Annotated in this window: 13 protein-coding genes and 2 tRNA genes; 10 read left to right on the plus strand and 5 right to left on the minus strand. The window is 69.2% G+C overall.

The genetic code is table 11. The features are described from left to right. The first annotated feature begins 131 nt into the window (after positions 1–131). Positions 132–902, plus strand: coding sequence for a CPBP family intramembrane glutamic endopeptidase (locus tag ABZU74_RS03730; protein WP_355418088.1), 771 nt, complete (start codon positions 132–134; stop codon positions 900–902). Positions 903–906: 4 nt separating this feature from the next. Here ABZU74_RS03730 and ABZU74_RS03735 read toward each other — a convergent pair whose 3' ends face one another. Beyond that, entirely contained in the window at positions 907–1671 is a 765-nt protein-coding gene (locus tag ABZU74_RS03735) for a hypothetical protein (protein ID WP_355418091.1), read from the minus strand. A 788-nt stretch (positions 1672–2459) separates the two neighbouring features. On the opposite strand from ABZU74_RS03735, the gene ABZU74_RS03740 reads away from it, so the two are divergent. The 3 genes from ABZU74_RS03740 (at position 2460) to ABZU74_RS03750 (ending at position 3876) form a co-directional block, all read left to right on the plus strand. Beyond that, positions 2460–2550, plus strand: a tRNA-Ser gene (locus tag ABZU74_RS03740). Positions 2551–2585: 35 nt separating this feature from the next. Then, a tRNA-Arg gene (locus ABZU74_RS03745) sits at positions 2586–2658 on the plus strand. Between the two features lie 498 nt (positions 2659–3156). Next, complete coding sequence (locus tag ABZU74_RS03750; RefSeq protein ID WP_355418093.1) at positions 3157–3876, plus strand: PRC and DUF2382 domain-containing protein; 720 nt, start codon at positions 3157–3159, stop codon at positions 3874–3876. Between the two features lie 417 nt (positions 3877–4293). On the opposite strand, the gene ABZU74_RS03755 is transcribed toward ABZU74_RS03750, so the two are convergent. Next, positions 4294–4635: a hypothetical protein gene (locus ABZU74_RS03755; protein ID WP_355418096.1), complete on the minus strand. Its 342-nt coding sequence runs from the start codon at positions 4633–4635 to the stop codon at positions 4294–4296. A 662-nt stretch (positions 4636–5297) separates the two neighbouring features. Between ABZU74_RS03755 and ABZU74_RS03760 the strand changes: the two genes are divergently transcribed. The 3 genes from ABZU74_RS03760 to ABZU74_RS03770 all read left to right on the plus strand — a co-directional run bounded on the left by ABZU74_RS03760 (position 5298) and on the right by ABZU74_RS03770 (position 9401). Beyond that, on the plus strand, positions 5298–6410 hold the full coding sequence (locus tag ABZU74_RS03760) for a ricin-type beta-trefoil lectin domain protein (protein ID WP_355418099.1): 1113 nt from the start codon (positions 5298–5300) through the stop codon (positions 6408–6410). 287 nt (positions 6411–6697) lie between these two features. Next, entirely contained in the window at positions 6698–7474 is a 777-nt protein-coding gene (locus tag ABZU74_RS03765; RefSeq protein ID WP_355418102.1) for a hypothetical protein, read from the plus strand. Between the two features lie 400 nt (positions 7475–7874). Further along, entirely contained in the window at positions 7875–9401 is a 1527-nt protein-coding gene (locus tag ABZU74_RS03770) for a non-reducing end alpha-L-arabinofuranosidase family hydrolase (protein WP_355418105.1), read from the plus strand. A gap of 93 nt (positions 9402–9494) precedes the next feature. Here ABZU74_RS03770 and ABZU74_RS03775 read toward each other — a convergent pair whose 3' ends face one another. Continuing rightward, on the minus strand, positions 9495–10094 hold the full coding sequence (locus tag ABZU74_RS03775) for a class I SAM-dependent methyltransferase (RefSeq protein WP_355418108.1): 600 nt from the start codon (positions 10092–10094) through the stop codon (positions 9495–9497). A 110-nt stretch (positions 10095–10204) separates the two neighbouring features. Continuing rightward, on the minus strand, positions 10205–11692 hold the full coding sequence (locus tag ABZU74_RS03780; protein WP_355418111.1) for an MFS transporter: 1488 nt from the start codon (positions 11690–11692) through the stop codon (positions 10205–10207). Positions 11693–11989: 297 nt separating this feature from the next. Between ABZU74_RS03780 and ABZU74_RS03785 the strand changes: the two genes are divergently transcribed. Beyond that, on the plus strand, positions 11990–12745 hold the full coding sequence (locus tag ABZU74_RS03785) for a glucose 1-dehydrogenase (protein WP_355418114.1): 756 nt from the start codon (positions 11990–11992) through the stop codon (positions 12743–12745). A gap of 73 nt (positions 12746–12818) precedes the next feature. Here ABZU74_RS03785 and ABZU74_RS03790 read toward each other — a convergent pair whose 3' ends face one another. After that, complete coding sequence (locus ABZU74_RS03790) at positions 12819–16049, minus strand: S8 family serine peptidase (protein ID WP_355418117.1); 3231 nt, start codon at positions 16047–16049, stop codon at positions 12819–12821. 181 nt (positions 16050–16230) lie between these two features. Here ABZU74_RS03790 and ABZU74_RS03795 point away from each other — a divergent pair, with 181 nt between their 5' ends. Together ABZU74_RS03795 and ABZU74_RS03800 are read left to right on the plus strand one after the other, a co-directional pair. Beyond that, the gene (locus tag ABZU74_RS03795; protein WP_355418120.1) at positions 16231–16731 is read left to right on the plus strand and encodes a sigma-70 family RNA polymerase sigma factor; all 501 of its coding nucleotides are present in this window, start codon (positions 16231–16233) and stop codon (positions 16729–16731) included. Beyond that, positions 16724–17443 (plus strand): hypothetical protein, encoded by a 720-nt coding sequence (locus ABZU74_RS03800; RefSeq protein WP_355418123.1) that lies wholly within the window; start codon positions 16724–16726, stop codon positions 17441–17443. Before ABZU74_RS03795 ends, ABZU74_RS03800 begins: the two co-directional genes overlap by 8 nt. The last annotated feature ends 183 nt before the right edge of the window (positions 17444–17626 follow it).

The following is a 17626-nucleotide window of genomic DNA, read 5'->3' on the forward strand; positions in this document are numbered from 1 at the left end:
CCAGACGGCAGCGGTTTGGGCGCCCATAGAATCTCCACGGAGAGTGTCGACCGGTCGCACAGAATGTGCGATCGGCTCACGCTGCCCGGTCGGCTGTGTCCCGGGTGCCGCCCGTCGGGCAGAGTGGTGCGGTGACCGTTGAGCTGACCCGCCCGGTGTCCCGCCGACTGCTGGGCACCGAGGCGCTGCTGGTCCTCGGCCTCTCCCTCGGCCAGTCCGCGATCTACGCGGTGGTCTCGATCATCGCGAAGTTGACCGCCGACGGTCCGCTCTCCAAGCAGACCGCCTCGCTGAACACCTCGGCGTCGGCCCGACCCTGGCTGGACCTCACATACCAACTGCTCGGCATCGTGTTCGCGTTGCTGCCGGTGCTGCTCGCCGTACACCTGCTCAGCCGTGACCCCGGCGACCCGGCGCGGACCCTCGGCCTGGACGCCCGGCGGCCCGGTCAGGACGTGGCACGCGGAGCCGGGCTGGCGGCGCTGATCGGCCTACCCGGGCTGGCGCTGTTCTGGGTGGCAGCCCACCTGGGCCTCAACGCCACGCTGGTGCCGGCCTCGCTGCCGGACGTGTGGTGGGCGGTCCCGGTGCTGATCCTCGCCGCCGTGCAGAACGCCGTGCTGGAGGAGGTGATCGTGGTCGGTTACCTGGTCACCCGGCTGCGCCAGCTCCAGTGGCGGCTCGCCGCGATCATCGCGGCCAGCGCGCTGCTGCGCGGCTCGTACCACCTCTACCAGGGCTTCGGCGCGTTCGTCGGCAACGCGATCATGGGCGTCGTGTTCAGCCTCTTCTACCTGCGCACCCGGCGGGTGATGCCGCTGGTCATCGCGCACACACTGCTCGACGTGTTCGCCTTCGTCGGCTACGCGCTGCTGCCCAGGGAATGGTTCGACTGGCTCTGACCGGTCAACGCCGGTCGGGTCGGTAGACGGCCACCGCCCGGGCCGCGAGCCGGTCGGCCGCCGCCGCGTCACCCAACGCCGCCGCGAGCACCGCCGCGCCCGGCAGCAACCGGGCCACCAGCCGCAACGCCACCCAACCGCCGGCCTGCGCGGTGAGTGGCGCGGCCAGCCGCCAGGCCGCCTCCGCCGCCCGCGGCCACGCCCCCTCGACCGGATCGCCCGCCGACTCGGCGGCGGCCAGAGCAGCCGCCGCGCTCGCCCGGTCCGGGTGCACCTGAGTCAGCACCAACAGGTCGACGGCCCGGTCGGGATGCGTCGGATCCTCGCCGTACGCGGCGGCTAGGTGCAGCACCAGCTCCGAGTGCGTCCACAGCACCGCAGCCAACTCCGCCACCGGCGCGAAGAAGCCGGCCAGCGCGGCCGTCGCCCCACCCGCCCTCGCCGAGCGGACGAACCGTCGGGTCGCCAACCGGGCCAGGCCGTCCGCTGACGCGTCCGGATACCGGGTGCGCAACCCCAGAGCCCACCCGGCCGCGCCGGGCCCGAACGCCCGCACCGCGGCCAGAGCCAACAGCTCCGGTGCGAAGCCCGGGTGGTCGAGCACGCGCGCGGCGACCGCGCGCAGCTCCGATTCCGGGGTACGCCTCAGAGCCGGCTCAGCCTGCCGCGCGGCGGGTGCTGCCGGTGCCAGCTGCTGCTCGGTGGGTGTCGTCTGCTGCTCATTGGGTGTCGACTGCTGCGTGGCGGGTGTCGTCTGCTGCGTGGCCACGGGTTCGGGGGCGGGCTCTGTCAGCGTGGTGCTCTTGCGTGGGGTGACCGCGCGCTTGGTGGTCTTTGCGGCTCTGGCCGGGGTCGTTGGAGTGGCGGCGCTCGCCTCTTCGGTCGGGCTCGCCTCTTCGGTGGTGCTCGCGGCTCTGGTGCTGCTAGCTGTTTTGGTGGTCCTTGCCGCTCTGGTGGGGCTTGCGGTGCGCTTGCGTGGTGCCGGCGGGGCCGGGGTCACCTCGGTAGGCGTCTCGGCTGCCTTCCGAGGGGCAGCCTTCCGAACGGGGTTGATCCGGGCCTTCGGCGGTGTCGGTGCGACGCCTGTTGCGGGGCCTGGTTGATCGCCGTCCGGCAGTTCCGGCTGCTCCGCGCTCGCCTCGGTGCTTAGCTCGGTCGGTGCGCGTCGGGGCTGTCGAGGCAGGGCGCGGTCCGGCTCCGGCGGCTGGAAGAGCACAGCCGGGGCAGCCTTGGCCCGTCGAGGACGCTGTCCCCCCGGAGCGGCTGCCGGCGGCGCCGTCTCCGCCGGCTCCACCGCCTCGGTGGGCTGCTCGGCCACGATCGGCGGCCGGAAGGTGGCCCGTGGGGAGCGCCGACGCGCTCGTTCAGCAGGCTCTCGACGGGTCGACTCGCTGGGCGGCTGCTCCTGCATATCGATGGAGCGTAGTCCCGATCACGCCGACGCACAGCGTTGAAACACGGGGGCGGGCGGACGCCGGTGGGCGTACACCGGAAGTCGTTTTGCTCCCGGTGGGTGGCGACCTGTATCCTCGGGCGCGGTGGTCTGAGGATCACCAGGGAGACTTCGCCTAGTCTGGTCTATGGCGCCGCACTGCTAATGCGGTTGGGGTCTTAAAGCCCCTCCCGGGTTCGAATCCCGGAGTCTCCGCGCGAAAGCCGGGTGTGTAGACTGGCTGAGCACAAGCGCCCGTAGCTCAATGGATAGAGCATCTGACTACGGATCAGAAGGTTAGGGGTTCGAGTCCCTTCGGGCGCACAAGATCAAGAGAGCGTGACCTGCGGAAACGCGAGTCACGCTCTCTGCCGTTCTGTCCCTCGTGGACGTTTGGCTGCTCGGTGGCTGCGCGTCCGACGAGCATCCCCTCCGTCCCGGCGTGTCCGTGTGGCTCCGAGTGTGTCCGATCTGGTTCGAGCGGCGCCGCAAATGGGGATCACCGATTCCGTCGACGTGGGCCGATTAAACAGCTGTGGATCGGCTGGCCCGTCGTGGCCGTTGTGGCTGCCCTTCCAGAAAGTTCAGCATCTGTGCCGGGCGTGATGCCTCAGTTGGCCATCCAGGTTCACGGCGCCACCGTCCGACGCGTCGGCCGCAGGTCGGTCGTAATTGCCCGATCGGTCGCTGGTCATGCCCGCAGGGCACGCTCGTCTCGACTGCCACGGGCTGCGGCCTCGGCTGGACGAGGGCGGTTGGGCATGCGTGGCGTGGGTGTGCTCGGGTACGCGGCGGGTGGACACGCGAGAGGAAGGACGATCGATGCGACTCACTGACGAGCAGGTGCGTTCGCTGTACGGCCAGGATGTCCAGGACCAGTCGGGTGCCAAGATCGGTAAGGTCGGCCAGGTGTGGGCCGACGCCGAGGGGTATCCGACGTGGGTCAGCGTGAAGACCGGCGTCATGGGTCATCACGAGTCGATGGCTCCGCTGGTTGACGCGCGGATGCGCGACGGGCGATTGATGGTCGCCCACGACAAGGCGACGGTTAAGAGCGCTCCGACCGTGCAGCCGGACACCGACCAGCCGCTGAACGCCGAACAAACCGCGCAGTTGTTCGCGCACTACCGGATCCAGCAGCAGCCGCCGCGACAGGCTCCGCAGAGCGCTGGCGATGTGATCCGCTCGGAGGAGCGGCTGCGCGTCGGTACGCAGAGCCAGCCGGCGGGCAAGGCGGTGCTGCGCAAGTACGTGGTGACCGAGGACGTGCACACCTCGGTGCCGGTTGAGCACGACGAGGCCTATGTGCAGCGCGAGCCGATCACCGCCGCGAACGCGGGTAACACTCGGGCCGACATCGGAGAGAGTGAGCAGGAAATGACCCTGCGCGCCGAGCGGCCCGTGGTGGGCAAGGAGCAGGTGCCCGTCGAGCGTGTCCGTCTGGCCAAGGACGAGGTGGTCCAGGACCAGCCGGTCGACGAGCAGGTCCGTCACGAAGAGGTTGAGGCGAACATCCCGGAGCCCAGTCGGCGACGGCGGTAACTGGCTTTGGCGCGGCAACGCACTCGCGTTGCCGTGCCGAGAGCTCGCTGGGGGCGGGCAGGTCGTGCGGACCCGCCCGCCCTCGCCTCCAGGTTCGGCTGGATTCAGGCTGTGACGGCGTCCGGCCCGCCCAGTGGAGCGTTGCGGCACTCCGCCGAACCGTCTTATCGGGAATGCCGATCCTGACCGAGGCCGACAACCTCGACTACCTACGCCGGCAGGTCCTGACCTCCCGCAACGTGTGCGGCGGCCGGCTCCTCGACGCAACCGATGATGCGAAAGCAGGAAGCCGGGGATCCCGGTGGACGGCATCCGGTCCCGCCGCAGGTCCGATCTTCGTGACCGAACCTGTGCGGGACCGGATGCTCCTACCTGCCCCCTTACCTCTTGCCGCCCGGGTGCCGGGCGATCGGATGATCAACCGAAGCAGTTGGGCGCAGGCGGTGAGCTGGGTGTGCAGTTCGTGGGCCGGTTGCCGCTGATGACGGTCTTCTGGTCCACGGTGACCTGGCCGCCGTCGTTGAAGATCCCGCCGGGTGCCAGGGTGGAGATGTTGTCGGTGACCTTGCTCTCGGTGAGAGTGAGCGTGGCATTGTTGTAGATCCGGCCGCCCTGGGAGCTCGAGCCGATGGCCCGGTTCCGGTCGACGTGGGTGCGGCGCAGTACGACGCTGCCGCTGGTGTTGTAGATGCCACCGCCGTTTTCGATGGTGCTGTTCGTGCTGGCGACGTTCTCGCTGATCCAGGTCTCTTCGGCCACGAACTGGCCGATCTGGGTGAAGACGCCGCCACCCCGTTGGCCGGCTTCGTTGTGGTGGACCTTGCCCTGCCGGAGGTGGAAGACGCCGTCGGAGAAGATTCCGCCGCCCTCGCTGCCACCAAGACGAACGTAGTCGAGCGATCCTTACATCAAACGGTCTTATGCGAAAAAAAACCTACATTCGGCGTAGTTGTCACCCCACGTCGCGCCGGCCCCACCCTGCCCATGCCCAACCGGCCGCCGAGCATGCGCCGACCAGGACCGGCCGACTTCACGAGACGGAGGATCACTCGCTCGGCGTGCCGGGGATGCGGGAGGCCGGGTCGGTCGAAGGCGGTATACCTCAGAGGTATTTATCTGACTCAGAGGTATACGGGCTCACCGGAACTACGGGCGGCAAGCCGGCACCGACGACGGGCGGCACCGACGACCCTCAACCCAGGTGACCGTCGACGCAGGTGGCGATCGATGGCGCGGGCTCCGGCGCGCGAACCCCGGTTGCTGGCGCTTGACGCCAGGCAGATCAGCGACAAGAATTTACATGAATCGCTGTTAGCGTTAACAATCCGTCCCAGTGCTGCGACGGCATCGTCATGCCGGTGTGGCAGCGGTCGCCACGGCCTGACTCCTCGGTCAGCACTACCACTGCAGGGGAGAAATCTATGCGAACGAGGGCAAGATGGCTCGCGGCGACCGCCGCACTCGGTGTCGTGCTTGCCGGGGTGCTGACCTCGACCGGCCCGGCCAACGCGGAATCCAACGGCGGGGTGCGGGTGATGCCGCTCGGCGACTCCATCACCGAGGGCACCCAGGTGCCGGGCGGGTACCGGATCGGGCTCTGGCAGCGCCTCGTCAACGGTCGGTACACGGTGGACTTCGTCGGGTCGCAGTTCAACGGGCCGGCCAGCCTGGGTGACCACGACCACCAGGGGCATCCCGGCTGGCGCATCGACCAGATCGACGCGAACATCGTCGGCTGGCTGAACACCCAACGGCCACAGACCGTCCTGCTGCACATCGGCACCAACGACATCCTGCAGAACTACAACGTGAGCACCGCGCCGAACCGGCTCTCCACCCTGATCGACCGGATCACCACCACAGCCCCCACCGCAGAGGTGTTCGTCGCGCAGATCATCCCGCTCGCCAACACCAACCAGGAGGCGGCCGCCCGCACCTTCAACGCGGCGATCCCCGGCATCGTGCAGAGCAAGGTGAACGCCGGCAAGCGGGTGCGCCTGGTCGACATGCACAGCGCCCTCAGCACCGCCGACCTGATCGACGGCGTCCACCCCACGTCCGGCGGCTACGACAAGATGGCCGCCCGCTGGTACAGCGCCTTGCAGTCGGTCCCCGGCAGCATCGGCGACCCGGGCAGCGGCGGCGGACAGACCACCGCGATCGTGGGCACCTTGTCCGGTCGCTGCGTCGACGTCCCCGGCTCTTCCACCACCAACGGCACCCAGGTGCAGTTGTGGGACTGTCATGGCCGCACGAACCAGCAGTGGACCTACACGAGCGGCAAGACGCTAACCGTGTACGGCAACAAGTGCCTCGACGCCGCCGGCTATGGCACCTCCCCGGGGACCCAGGTCACCATCTACGACTGCCACGGCGGAACGAACCAGCAGTGGAACGTCAACGCCAACGGCACCATCACCGGGGTGCAGTCCGGCCTCTGCCTGGACCCGTACAACATGGGTACGGGCAACGGCACGAAGCTCGTCCTCTGGACCTGCACCGGCCAGGCCAACCAGCAGTGGAGCCGCCGATAGCTCGAGGTGAAGCCCCCGGCCCCGGATTCCGGCCGGCGCCGTAGCGCGGACTGCGCCCCGATCGACATCACGTTCAGCCTTGTCGACCGAGGCGCGGTCTGCCGCGGGCGTACCCCGTCGCCACAGGCGCAGGAGGTGGCCCGAGGGACCGTTGGCGGGTTGTTACCTGTGTCCCCTCGTCGACTACTGCGCGGCCGGAGAAGGGCCGCATACAGTACGGGCACGGCGATGCCGGATGGCAGCTGAGGCTCAGACGACAGGGGCAGGCATGGGCGAGGCATCGCCCGGTGAATGGCTCGCTGTGGACGCTGCGGTACGAGGTGCTCTGCTACTTCATGCTCGCCGCGCTGGCGGCGACCGCGGTGCTGGCCCGGGCACGCGCCGCCATGGTGCTGCTGCTGCTCGGGGTGTACGGGGTCGTCGTCGAGGACTTCGTCCGGGGTGACGGGCTTGTCGTCCTGCCGGCCAAGCACGGTGTTCTGGGTCCGTACCCGGTCGTCGGGACCTTCGAGAAGCACCTCGTCATCTACCTGACCTTCGCTTTCCTGCTCGGTGCGGTGGCCAAGCTGTACGCGCACAGGGTGCCGATGACCGGCTGGCTGGCGGCGCTCGCCGCCGTCGGGGTCGCGGTGACCGCGCGGGTCGGCGGCTTCTATGTCCTCGGGGTGCCGCTGCTGGCGTTCCTGCTGCTGTACCTGGCGGTCGGGCTGCCCCGGTGGCTACACCCGATCGGTCGTAAGCGGGACTACTCGTACGGCGTCTACATCTACGCGTTTCCGGTTCAGCAGGTTGTCGCCCTGCTCATCGGCGTGCGGTACGGCTTCGTCACCTACCTGGCGGTGTCGTCCGCCGGCACTCTGGTCCTCGCGGCACTCTCCTGGCACCTGGTCGAGCGCTCCGCCATGTTGCTGAAGGACGTGGTTGTGCCGCTGCCCCTGCGGCGGCGCGATGATTCTCCGGCCGGCGCGGGGCCCGACCCCGAGGGAACGACGAGGGCTACCGACGCGCCCGCTCTGGCGGCCGTCGCCGCACCGGCGCGACAGCCGGTCGAGGTTCAGGCCTGAGCTCGTCGGCACCGCCAGTAATGGGCAAACGTCGATGTTAACGCGCTCGCGGTGCCTCCTCAAGGGCTCAGTCGGGGTGCGCGCCGGGGATCTGGGGCGATGCCTGCGGGAAGTCTCTGGAAGACGTCCCGCCTCAAGATCTGCGGCCGGACAGTTGCTGATGTTCCCAGCACATTACGTCTTGACGAACGGCATGTTATCGCTCACAGTCGATGCCTAAGGACGACGACACCTCGGCTTTCCGGGCAAGCCCTGCTACGTCGATCTCGAATCAGGCGTGCGCCACGGCTCGCCGGCGTCTTGTTAACGCTAACTCTCTGACGCCTGCGTGCTCGGCCACGCGTCGCGGTACGCCCACCCTCGGGCAGGCCGTTCGGCTCTTGGTCACTGGAGGAGGATCATGTCTGCCCTCGATAGGTCTCCATCGATCGCACCGCCGTCGCGGCGGCGTTGGTGGTTGCCCCGCCTTCTCGCCGCCAGCGCGGCGGCGCTGATGGTCGGTGGCGCCGCCGTAGCTGTGGTGTCGTCACCCGCCGCCGCGGCGACTGTCGACACGAACGCGTGGTACGTGTTGGTCAACCGCAACAGCGGCAAGGCCCTGGACGTCTACAACCTGGCCACTAATGACGGGGCCCGGATCACCCAGTGGACCCGCAACAACGGCAACCAGCAGCAGTGGCAGTTCGTCGACTCCGGTGGTGGCTACTACCGGGTGAAGTCGCGGCTGTCCGGCAAGGTGCTGGACGTCTCGGGCTTCTCGACCGCCAACGGTGGCAGCATCGTGCAGTGGGCTGACCTCAACGGCACCAACCAGCAGTTCCGGCTGGCCGACTCGGACAGCGGCTACGTCCGGTTGATCAACCGGAACAGCAACAAGGTGATGGAGGTGCAGGGCGCCTCGACCGCCGACGGCGGAAACATCGTGCAGTACGACGACTGGAACGGCGCAAACCAGCAGTGGCAACTCGTCCGCGTCGGCGGTGGGACCGACCCCACCACGCCGCCGCCAAGCGGCACGTGCGACGTTCCGTCGACGTACCGGTGGTCCTCCACCGGGGTGTTGGCGAACCCGAGGTCGGGTTGGGTGTCGCTGAAGGACTTCACCGTCGCCCCGTACAACGGCCAGCAACTGGTTTACGCCACCACCCACGACTTCGGGTCCAGTTGGGGTTCGATGAACTTCGGGCTGTTCACGAACTATTCGCAGATGGCCTCGGCCAGCCAGAACGCGATGAACTCCGGCACTGTCGCGCCGTCGTTGTTCTACTTCGCGCCGAAGAACATCTGGGTTCTGACGTACCAGTGGGGTGGGCCGGCGTTCTCGTACCGGACCTCGTCTGACCCGACCAACCCGAACGGGTGGTCGTCGCCGCAGACGCTGTTCAGTGGAAGCATCACCGGTTCTGGTACGGGTCCGATCGATCAGGCGGTCATCGGTGACGGTACGAACATGTACCTCTTCTTCGCCGGGGACAACGGCAAGATCTACCGGGCCAGCATGCCGATCGGGAACTTCCCCGGCAGCTTCGGCTCGAACTACACGACGATCATGAGCGACACCACGAACAACCTGTTCGAGGCGGTGCAGGTCTACAAGCTGCAGGGTCTGAACAAGTACCTGATGATCGTCGAGGCGATCGGTTCGCAGGGCCGCTACTTCCGGTCGTTCACGGCCAGCAGCCTGGGTGGTTCGTGGACGCCGAACGCCACCAGCGAGAGCAACCCGTTCGCGGGTAAGGCCAACAGCGGTGCCACCTGGACCAACGACATCAGTCACGGTGAGCTGCTGCGCACCAGCGCCGACCAGACGATGACGGTCAACGCGTGCAACCTGCAGTTGCTCTACCAGGGTCGTTCCCCCAGCTCCAACGGCGTCGACTACGGTCTGCTGCCGTACCGGCCGGGTCTGCTGACCCTGCAGCGCTGAACGGATCTGATCAAGCTCGACTGACACTGGACGGGCGGGCTCGGCATCACGCCGAGCCCGCCCGGCTCATGTCAACGCTGTGATCGGCCCACGTCACCGGACCGGCGTGCCGGTGACACAGGTCAGCACCTGGCGCCGACCACGGGTGGCGCTCGATGTGGTCGTGGCGAAACCGTGGGTTTCGAGCAGTAGTTCGGTAGCGGTGAGGTTCGCGGTGGCGTGCGCTTCGGTGGGTCGCTCGCCGAAGACGTAGAGCTGTCCTCCCGGCGCCAGCAGGCTGCGTATCCGAGCGACCTGCTGCGCAGCGTCGCCCAACCAGAAGAGGCTGACGTTCACCGCGAAGATCTTGGTGAAGTGGTCAGTCGGAAGGTCAGCCGACTCGAACCCTGCTCGCCGGATCTCGGCTCTGCCGGCGTCGATGTGGCTCAGGTTCCGTTGGGTCGCGAGCCGCACCATCGTCGCGGCGCTGTCGATGGCGACGATCCGACCGGTGGTGAGTTGGCTGGCGACCAGGGAGACGGCGGCTCCCCGACCGCAGCCAATCTCCAGCACCTGGTCGTCGGATGCGACAGCCATTGTCTGCACCGCCCAGCGCTGCCGATGGGCGGCCGTCACGCGAATCGGTTCGTTCGTCGCGGGCGTCGTGCCAGCGCTGGACGAACCCGCGTCGCCCCTCGAAAGAGTGGACCTCACGACGTCACTCGCCGGTGCCTTCTCTGCTCACATCCCTGATTCCACCCTCTCAGCGGAGTCCGTGCACCGTGTCCTCGGTCACCGCGCCGGATCTGCAGGCGCGACAGCGGTCAGTGCACGGGCACCGGGGTCACGTCCCCGAGGGCGTCCGTCGGGGCCGGGACGTGCTTCGGAGCGCCGGCGTTCACCATGGCCGCGGAGACGAGGGCTGCCGCGACCACGAATCCGACGGCGACCCAGTAGGCGACCGAGTAGCCGTGCATCAGCGCCTCGTTCCGCTCCTGGACTCGCGCCGCCGAGCCACCGTGCGAGACGAGGTAGGTGGCGGCCGAGCTGGTCGCGATGGTGTTCAGCAGCGCGGTGCCGATCGACCCGCCGACCTGCTGCGACGAGCTGATCATGGCGGAGGCGACACCGGCGTCCTTGGGCTCGACGCCGTGCGTGGAGATGCTCATCGCGGGCATGAAGGCGGTGCCGATGCCGAGCCCGATCACCACTTCGGCGAACGCGATCTCCAGGAAGCCGCTGTCCGCGTCGAGCAGAGCGAGCAGCACCAGACCGACAGCGGTGACGAGGTACCCGCCGACCATGATCGGCCGGGGTGCAATCCGGTGCGCGAGTCGGGCGCCGATCTGTGTGGCACCGATGGCCTGCGGCACGGCCATCGGCATGAACGCCAGACCGGCCAGCACCGGCGACCATCCCTTGACCTGCTGGAAGTAGTAACTGAGCAGGAGGAACATCCCGAACATGCTGACGATCGCGAAACCAACCGAGAGGTACGCGGCGGCCCGGTTGCGTTCGGTCAGGACGCGCAGCGGCAGCAGCGGGGACGCGACCCGCGCCTGCACCACGACGAAGGTCGCCAGCAGCAGCACCCCGGCGGTGAATGATCCGATGGTCACCCCCGCCGACCACCCGTGGCTCTCGGCGACGCCGAAGCCGTAGACCAGGCCGACGAGTCCGGAGCTGGCCAGCAGCACGCCGGGCAGGTCGAGCCGGGCGCGGTGCCGCTCGCCGTCGTCGTGGACGGTGCGACGGGCGCCCAGGATCCCGATGACCGCGATCGGTACGAGGACGAACATCGCGAAGCGCCAGTTCAGGTACTGGGTGAGCAGCCCTCCCACGATCAGGCCGACAGCCCCACCGGCGATCGAGACCGCGCTGAACACACCGAACGCCTTCGCGCGTTCCCTCGGCTGGGTGAAGGACAGGGAGAGCAGCGAGAGCGCGGCCGGCGCGAGCAGGGCCGCGAACACACCCTGTAGTGCCCGGGCGAGCAACAGCATCGCGGCGTTGACGGCCAGGCCACCGATCGCCGACGCGATTGCGAAGCCGGCCAGCGCGATCAGGAAGGTGCGCTTGCGCCCGACCATGTCACCGATCCGGCCGCCGACCAGCAGCAGGCCGCCAAAGGCCAGGCCGTACGAGGTCACCACCCACTGCCTGCTCCCGTCCGTGAAGTGCAGCGCCTGTTGCGCCGAGGGGAGCGCGATGTTCATGACCGCCCCGTCGAGCACCACCATCAGTTGAGCGATGGAGATGAACAACAGGGCCTTCCATCGCCGGGATTCCGGGGCGGCGTGACCTACGGGCATGGCTGTTCCTTAAAGGCGATTTGCACGGATTCGCTCGGCGTGCCCAACGCTAACGACGTTATGGAACGACCACCACAGAATGTGCCCGCAGTTACAGCGTCATTGTGGTCGCTAGATTGGATGAAATGCACGTGTAGTAGCGAATATCGGCTAGTCAGGCGGCGGTGCGGAGCGCGGCGGCCAACCGATGTGAGTGGCATTACTTTGGTGACCGTTCCAGAAAAGGCTAGCGTTCCGTCTCACGAAGCCCCGCGGGCCACCGCGGCGGCTCACCAGTCGAAGTGGATGTGGAACGAGATGTCTGGACGGTTGGAATCAAAGGTGCTGATCGTGACCGGCGGTACGCAGGGCATGGGCCTGGCGTTCGCCCAGCGGGCGGCCACGGAAGGGGCCCGCGTCGTCATCGGCGCCCGCGACAAGGACCGTGGCGAGGAGGTCGCCGCAGAGATCAGGACCACGGGTGGCAGCGCCCTCTTCGTGCCCACCGACGTGACGGTCGAGGAGGAGATGGCGCGGCTCGTCGACGCTGCGGTGACGGAGTACGGGCGGCTGGACGGCGCGTTCAACAACGCCGGCGGTGGCCCGATGGCCAGCGTGCGCGACACCGACAGCGACAACTGGAACCTGTCGCTCGCCCTCAACCTGACCAGCGTCTTCTACGGCCTCAAGTACGAGCTTCCGGCCATCATCGCCTCCGGCGGCGGCGCGATCGTCAACAACGCCTCCGTCTCCGGCGTCAAGGGCGACCCGACCCAGGCCGCCTACAACGCCTCGAAGCACGGCGTCATCGGTCTGACGCGCTCGGCGGCCCTGGACGTGGCGCGCTCCGGTGTCCGGGTGAATGCCCTGGTCACCGGCCTGGTTGACACCCCGCTTTGGCGGAACGTGGTCAGCCAGGCCCCGGAGATTGCGGAGCGCTACCTGTCGGCGCAGCCGACCGGACGAGCCGGCACCCCCGACGAAGTCGCCGCGCTCACCGCGTTCCTGCTCAGCGACGAGGCCACCTTCATCAGCGGCGCGTCCATCGCCATCGACGGCGCCTTCACCGCCTGAGGCGCTGAGGCACTGAGGACCTGAGGTCCGGGGTGGCGGCTCAAGAGGCCACCGCCCCGGACCAGGTGATGCGTCAGGCGATCCGATAGGCCCGTTGGATCGTCTGCGTGACCGTGTTGCCGGCGGTGTCGGTGGCGGTCAGTCGCAGCGAGACGAATCCGGCCCGTCGTGGGTGACTGATCAGAGCGACATTACGGAGCACCGGCAACGCGACCCACGTCCGGCCGTCGTCGAACGACGCGGAGACGCCGAGCGTGCGGTTCGGCGCGGCCTTCGAGCCGGCCTGCCGGTCCAGCGAAACCGGGATCGTCATGCTCCGGCCGGTCCGTGCGGTGTTGGTGTCGTCGAGCACCGGCGTCGGGCGAGCCGTGGTCAGAGGCAGCCGCTCCGGCGACGTGGTGTGCGCCGAGGTGAAGGTCCAGGCCACCGAGACCGACGTCGACAGGGTGTCCGGTGCGCCTCGGGTGGCGGTCGCCTCCAGCCGGTAGGTGGCCTTCCCGGCGGGCACCGCGAACTCGGCCCACGGACTGTCCGAGGTGCCGATCTCCTTACCGTCGCGCAGCAGCCGGAACCGCACCGGCTGATCGTCGCGGCTCGCGGGGCGACCGGTCGCGTCGCCGAACAGGGGCATCGACGCGATCGAGATGGTGTCGCCGTCGCGGCCCGCGTACCCCAGAGGCGACAGGGTCGGTGCCTGTGCCACGGTGGGCCCGAAGGGTGCCGCGTTCCAGGTCTGGGCGTACGTGCGGCCCGACGTGAAGGTGGAATCCTGCGTGGTGGAGTTGTCCCCCTCGACGAACGTGGACGTCCAGACGATGCCGCCGTCGGTGTTGAAGTACTCGGTGCCCTTGAACGGCAGGTCGACAGGCGTGTTGGAACCGATCGGGCCCGCGCCTCCGGGCGCCGACGCGCGGTGGAACCGGGTGGCCGTCGTCATCGTGGACTGGCTGCGGTAGGTCGTCTTGACGGTGGCCAGGTTCTTCGGTGACAGCTTCCTGGTCAGGCCGGTGAACATGTCGCCCTTGCCGACGTACGCCAGGTCGTAGGTGTAGGGGCTGTTCCGGAAGGTGCGATCCGCGCCCGGTCGGGCAAGCCCGATGCCCAGCGTCGCTGTGAACTCGGGTGCCGCGACGGCGGGCCCGAGCCGGCCGAAGAAGACGTCCGTAAAGGACACTCCGCTGAGCTGCACGCCGGGATAGCGGAAGCCGTCGTCCCAGTTGGCGCTCACGTTGATCGAGATCGGCGCGGCGTCGCGCTGCGGCACTGTCAACGCGACCGGCTTGGCGGTGCGGGCGTCGACAGCCTCGGTGACCGGGCCGCGTACGTCCAGGACCGGCTGTGCGAGCAGGGTCGACACGGAAGCCTCGTGGATGGTGCTGTACAGCGCGTACCGCCCCTTCGGCAGCCGCAGGACGCCGCCGCCCGGTGTCACGGCGAGGGTGCTGAACTCGCCTGTGGTCAGGTTCGCGGCCACTGTCGTGTACTCGGTGGCCGGCTTGCCGTCGCGTCCGGTGTGGTCGAGCCGTACGTCGTAGCTCTCGATCTCGCGGTTCAGCACGAAGGGCGTCCGTACCCGCAGGTCGTCGGCGCCGGTCGCGGTGAGCGCCCCCTGGTAGACGCCGTCCGGGGCGTCCACCCGGGTGTCCACGGTGATCGTCGCCTCGGCGCGGCCACCGGCCGGCACCACAAGCGTGGCCGGGCTGACGGTGAGCATGCCGGCCGGGGCCGGAGCGATGGCCAGCGTCAGTGTGACCGGGGTGGTGCCCGTGTTGCGGTAGCCGACGACCTGGGTGATCGGGCTGTCGTCGGCGTGCGGCCAGCGCTGCACCGGAAAGTCGATGGCCGCGACGTCGGCGGCGACCGGCTGGGCGACCGCGCGGGCGATGTCCACCCGGCCGGCGCCCTGCTCGTAGATGGTGTCCGCGCCGGTCGGCTTGGCCGAGCCCATCAGGGCGGCCTTGAGCTGCGGGCCGGTCCAGTCCGGGTGCTGCCCGGCGAGAATCGCGGCGGTGCCGGCCACGTGCGGGGTCGCCATCGACGTACCCGACATGGTGGCGTAGTCACCGCCGGGGGCGGCGGCCACGATGTCGACGCCGGGCGCGCTGATCTCGGGCTTGATGTGGTTGTCGCCGACGCGCGGGCCCCGGCTGGAGAAGTAGGCCCGCTGGTCGTCGGCGTCCACTGCGGCGACGGCGAGGGCGTCGTCGGCGGAGGCCGGCGAGGAGACCGACTTCGGCTTCCCCTCGTTGCCGGCCGCGACCACGAAGAGGGTGCCGTACCTGTGGCTCAACTCCTGGACGGCGGTCTCCAGCGGGTCGAGGCCGGGCGCGTCGTCGCCTCCCACGCTCAGGTTGACCACCCGGGTCTGCGGCGCGAGCCACTGCATGCCGGTGATGATGTCCGAGTCCTGGCATTCGGTGGTGGCGCAGACCTTGCCGACGAGCAGCTTCGCCCCCGGTGCGACCCCGCGGTACCTGCCGTCGGAGGCGGCGCCGCTGCCGACGATCGTCGACGCCACGTGGGTGCCGTGACCGACCGCGTCGCTCGGGTCGTTGCCGCCGGTGAAGTCCCGGACCTCGGTGAGGTGGCCGGCGAAGTCGGGGTGATTGGCGTCGATCCCGGTGTCCAGCACGCCGACGGTGATGCCGGTGCCGTCGAACCCGGCCTGCCACGCCGCCGGGGCACCGATCTGCGGCACGCTGCGATCGAGGGAGACCGTGCGCTTGCCGTCCAGCCAGATGTGGGTGACCCCCGCGCTGAGGGTGCGCGCGGACGGCGTACCGCGGGTGAGCGACGCCCAGAGCGTCACCCGGTCGTCCCGGTCCGCACGGACCGCGAGCGCGTGCGCGGCCGGCAGGTCGGCCCGCACCCGCCCGGCACCCCCGGTGGTCGCGGTCCGCGCCCGCGCCGCCATGTTCTCGGGGTACGCGACCAGCAGCGGCAACTCGGCGGCCCGGTCGTCGTAGCCGAACTCGCCGAGCGTGGTGAGGTCGAACAGTCGCCGGTCGAGCCGCCCGTCCCGCACCAGCGGCATGGCGTCCACCGGGATGACGTACTGGTGACCGTCCTCCCGGCTGCTCACGAAGCGCATGGCGGCCCGCCCCGGCCCGCGCTGGATCTGCGGGCGACCCGCCGCGTCCACCGACACCCGGTCCCCGGTGATCAGAGTGAAGGTTCCGTGGGTGCCGGGAGCAGTGGCCGCAGGCCTCTCCTGCGCGTTCGCCGGTTGGGCGGTCAGGCCCGCCGCCACCAGCGCGGTCGCGAGTACGCCGGCTGTCAGGGCGCGTCGTTGCCGTCGTCGCACATCGTCCTCTCCGCCACGGGCGTCTCCCGGGTCGGCACGATGACGCCTGGCCTGGTCGTTAGGTTGATCACTGCGGTGTGACGGAGGCCACAATCGCGCCCCGCGCCGACGTGACCGGTCCACCGGGGCGAGTTCCATGCGGCGGTGACCAGGGGACGAGGCATGGGAGAGCACCGGTCGGATGCGTGACGCCGAAGAGTTCGACGCCCTCTACGCGGCCTGTGCGGGTCGGGTCGTGGGTCACGTGTACGCGCTCACCGGCAATCGCGCCGAGGCGGAGGACGCCGTCGCCGAGGCGTTCATGCGGGCCTGGCAGCGGTGGCGGACGGTGCGGGAGACGGACAGTCCGGAGGCGTGGGTCCGCCGGGTGGCCTCCCGGATCGCGGTGAGCAGTTGGCGCAAGGCCTTCAACCGGGTACGCGCACATCGTCGGGCGGCCGTCGATCAGGGCGTGCCCGGACTGAACGAGGACCACGTCGCACTGTTGCAGGCGCTGCAACGGTTGAGCGCCAACGAGCGGCGGGCAGTCGTGCTGCACCACCTCAACGATCTCAGCGTCGCGGAGGTGGCAGCCGAGATGCAGGCCCCCGTCGGAACGGTGAAGACGTACCTCGCCCGAGGTCGGAGAGCGATGGCCGGGTTGCTGACCGATGCGCACCAGGAGGGAACCTCCCATGGCTGATCCGCGCGACGACCTCACCGCGATCGTGGACGAGGTCCGGCGAGTCGCCACGCTGCCGGGAGCACAGACGTTGCGGCACCGCAGCGACAGGCGTCGGCGCCGTCGGACGGCCGTCGGCGCGGCGGGGCTGGCGGTGGTGGCCATCGCCGCTGGCACCGCTTTCCTGCAGATGCGAAACGACGTCGAGACGCCGGGTGTCGGCCCGGCCACCCAGGTCGCGCCACCCGTGACCCCACCCGTGACCCCGTCCGTGACCCCGCCCGTGACCGCCTCGGCGGGACCGCAGGAGATCCTCGCCGGCCGGCGGCAGATCCAGATCGTGCTGCCCGGCATGCGCGGAGCCACGCTTGCGGTCGACCGCGACGGCGATCAGGTGCGGGCCACCACCGAGCAGGGAATCGACGACCGGGCGCTGTGGGTGCTGCGCCCCGAGGGCGACAGGTACCGGATCCTCCGGGCGTCGGGGGCCGACGCGATCTGCATGACAGTCGTGCACGACGCCGCGCCGGGCAGCGTACGCGGCCGGCCGTGTGACCCGGCCGCCTCGACGCAGCTCTTCCGGATCGATCAGGTCCCCGACGGCAGCTACTCGATCTTCCAGGGCAAGCGCTACGTCCAGGTGGTGGACGGCACCAACGCCCTGGTCCCCGATCTGCCCGAGGGCCTGACCACCACGTACGAGTTCGAGGATCGTGGGCCTACCTCGCGCTGATTGTCGAAACTTTCGGATATCTGGTCCGGGGCTACCTGTGGCCCCACCCGCGTCCCTGCGCGGAGGGATGCCCCGGCGGCGGGGTGGAAGCCTCTCCTGAGGCTGCGGGAGGTGCCGAAAGTTTCGGCAAAATATTGACACGTGCCGATCGGAGCGCTCAAGCTTTACCTGGCTGGCATTCGT

The organism is Micromonospora sp. NPDC005171 (assembly GCF_040608575.1).
GTDB lineage: Bacteria > Actinomycetota > Actinomycetes > Mycobacteriales > Micromonosporaceae > Micromonospora.

What these genes read in the sequence shown, in the direction of transcription:
- ABZU74_RS03785 (WP_355418114.1), top strand. Translation starts at nt 11,990, where the DNA reads ATGTCTGGACGGTTGGAATCAAAGGTGCTGATCGTGACCGGCGGTACG.
- ABZU74_RS03800 (WP_355418123.1), top strand. Translation starts at nt 16,724, where the DNA reads ATGGCTGATCCGCGCGACGACCTCACCGCGATCGTGGACGAGGTCCGG.
- ABZU74_RS03780 (WP_355418111.1), bottom strand. Translation starts at nt 11,692, where the DNA reads ATGCCCGTAGGTCACGCCGCCCCGGAATCCCGGCGATGGAAGGCCCTG.
- ABZU74_RS03750 (WP_355418093.1), top strand. Translation starts at nt 3,157, where the DNA reads ATGCGACTCACTGACGAGCAGGTGCGTTCGCTGTACGGCCAGGATGTC.
- ABZU74_RS03770 (WP_355418105.1), top strand. Translation starts at nt 7,875, where the DNA reads ATGTCTGCCCTCGATAGGTCTCCATCGATCGCACCGCCGTCGCGGCGG.
- ABZU74_RS03760 (WP_355418099.1), top strand. Translation starts at nt 5,298, where the DNA reads ATGCGAACGAGGGCAAGATGGCTCGCGGCGACCGCCGCACTCGGTGTC.
- ABZU74_RS03795 (WP_355418120.1), top strand. Translation starts at nt 16,231, where the DNA reads ATGCGTGACGCCGAAGAGTTCGACGCCCTCTACGCGGCCTGTGCGGGT.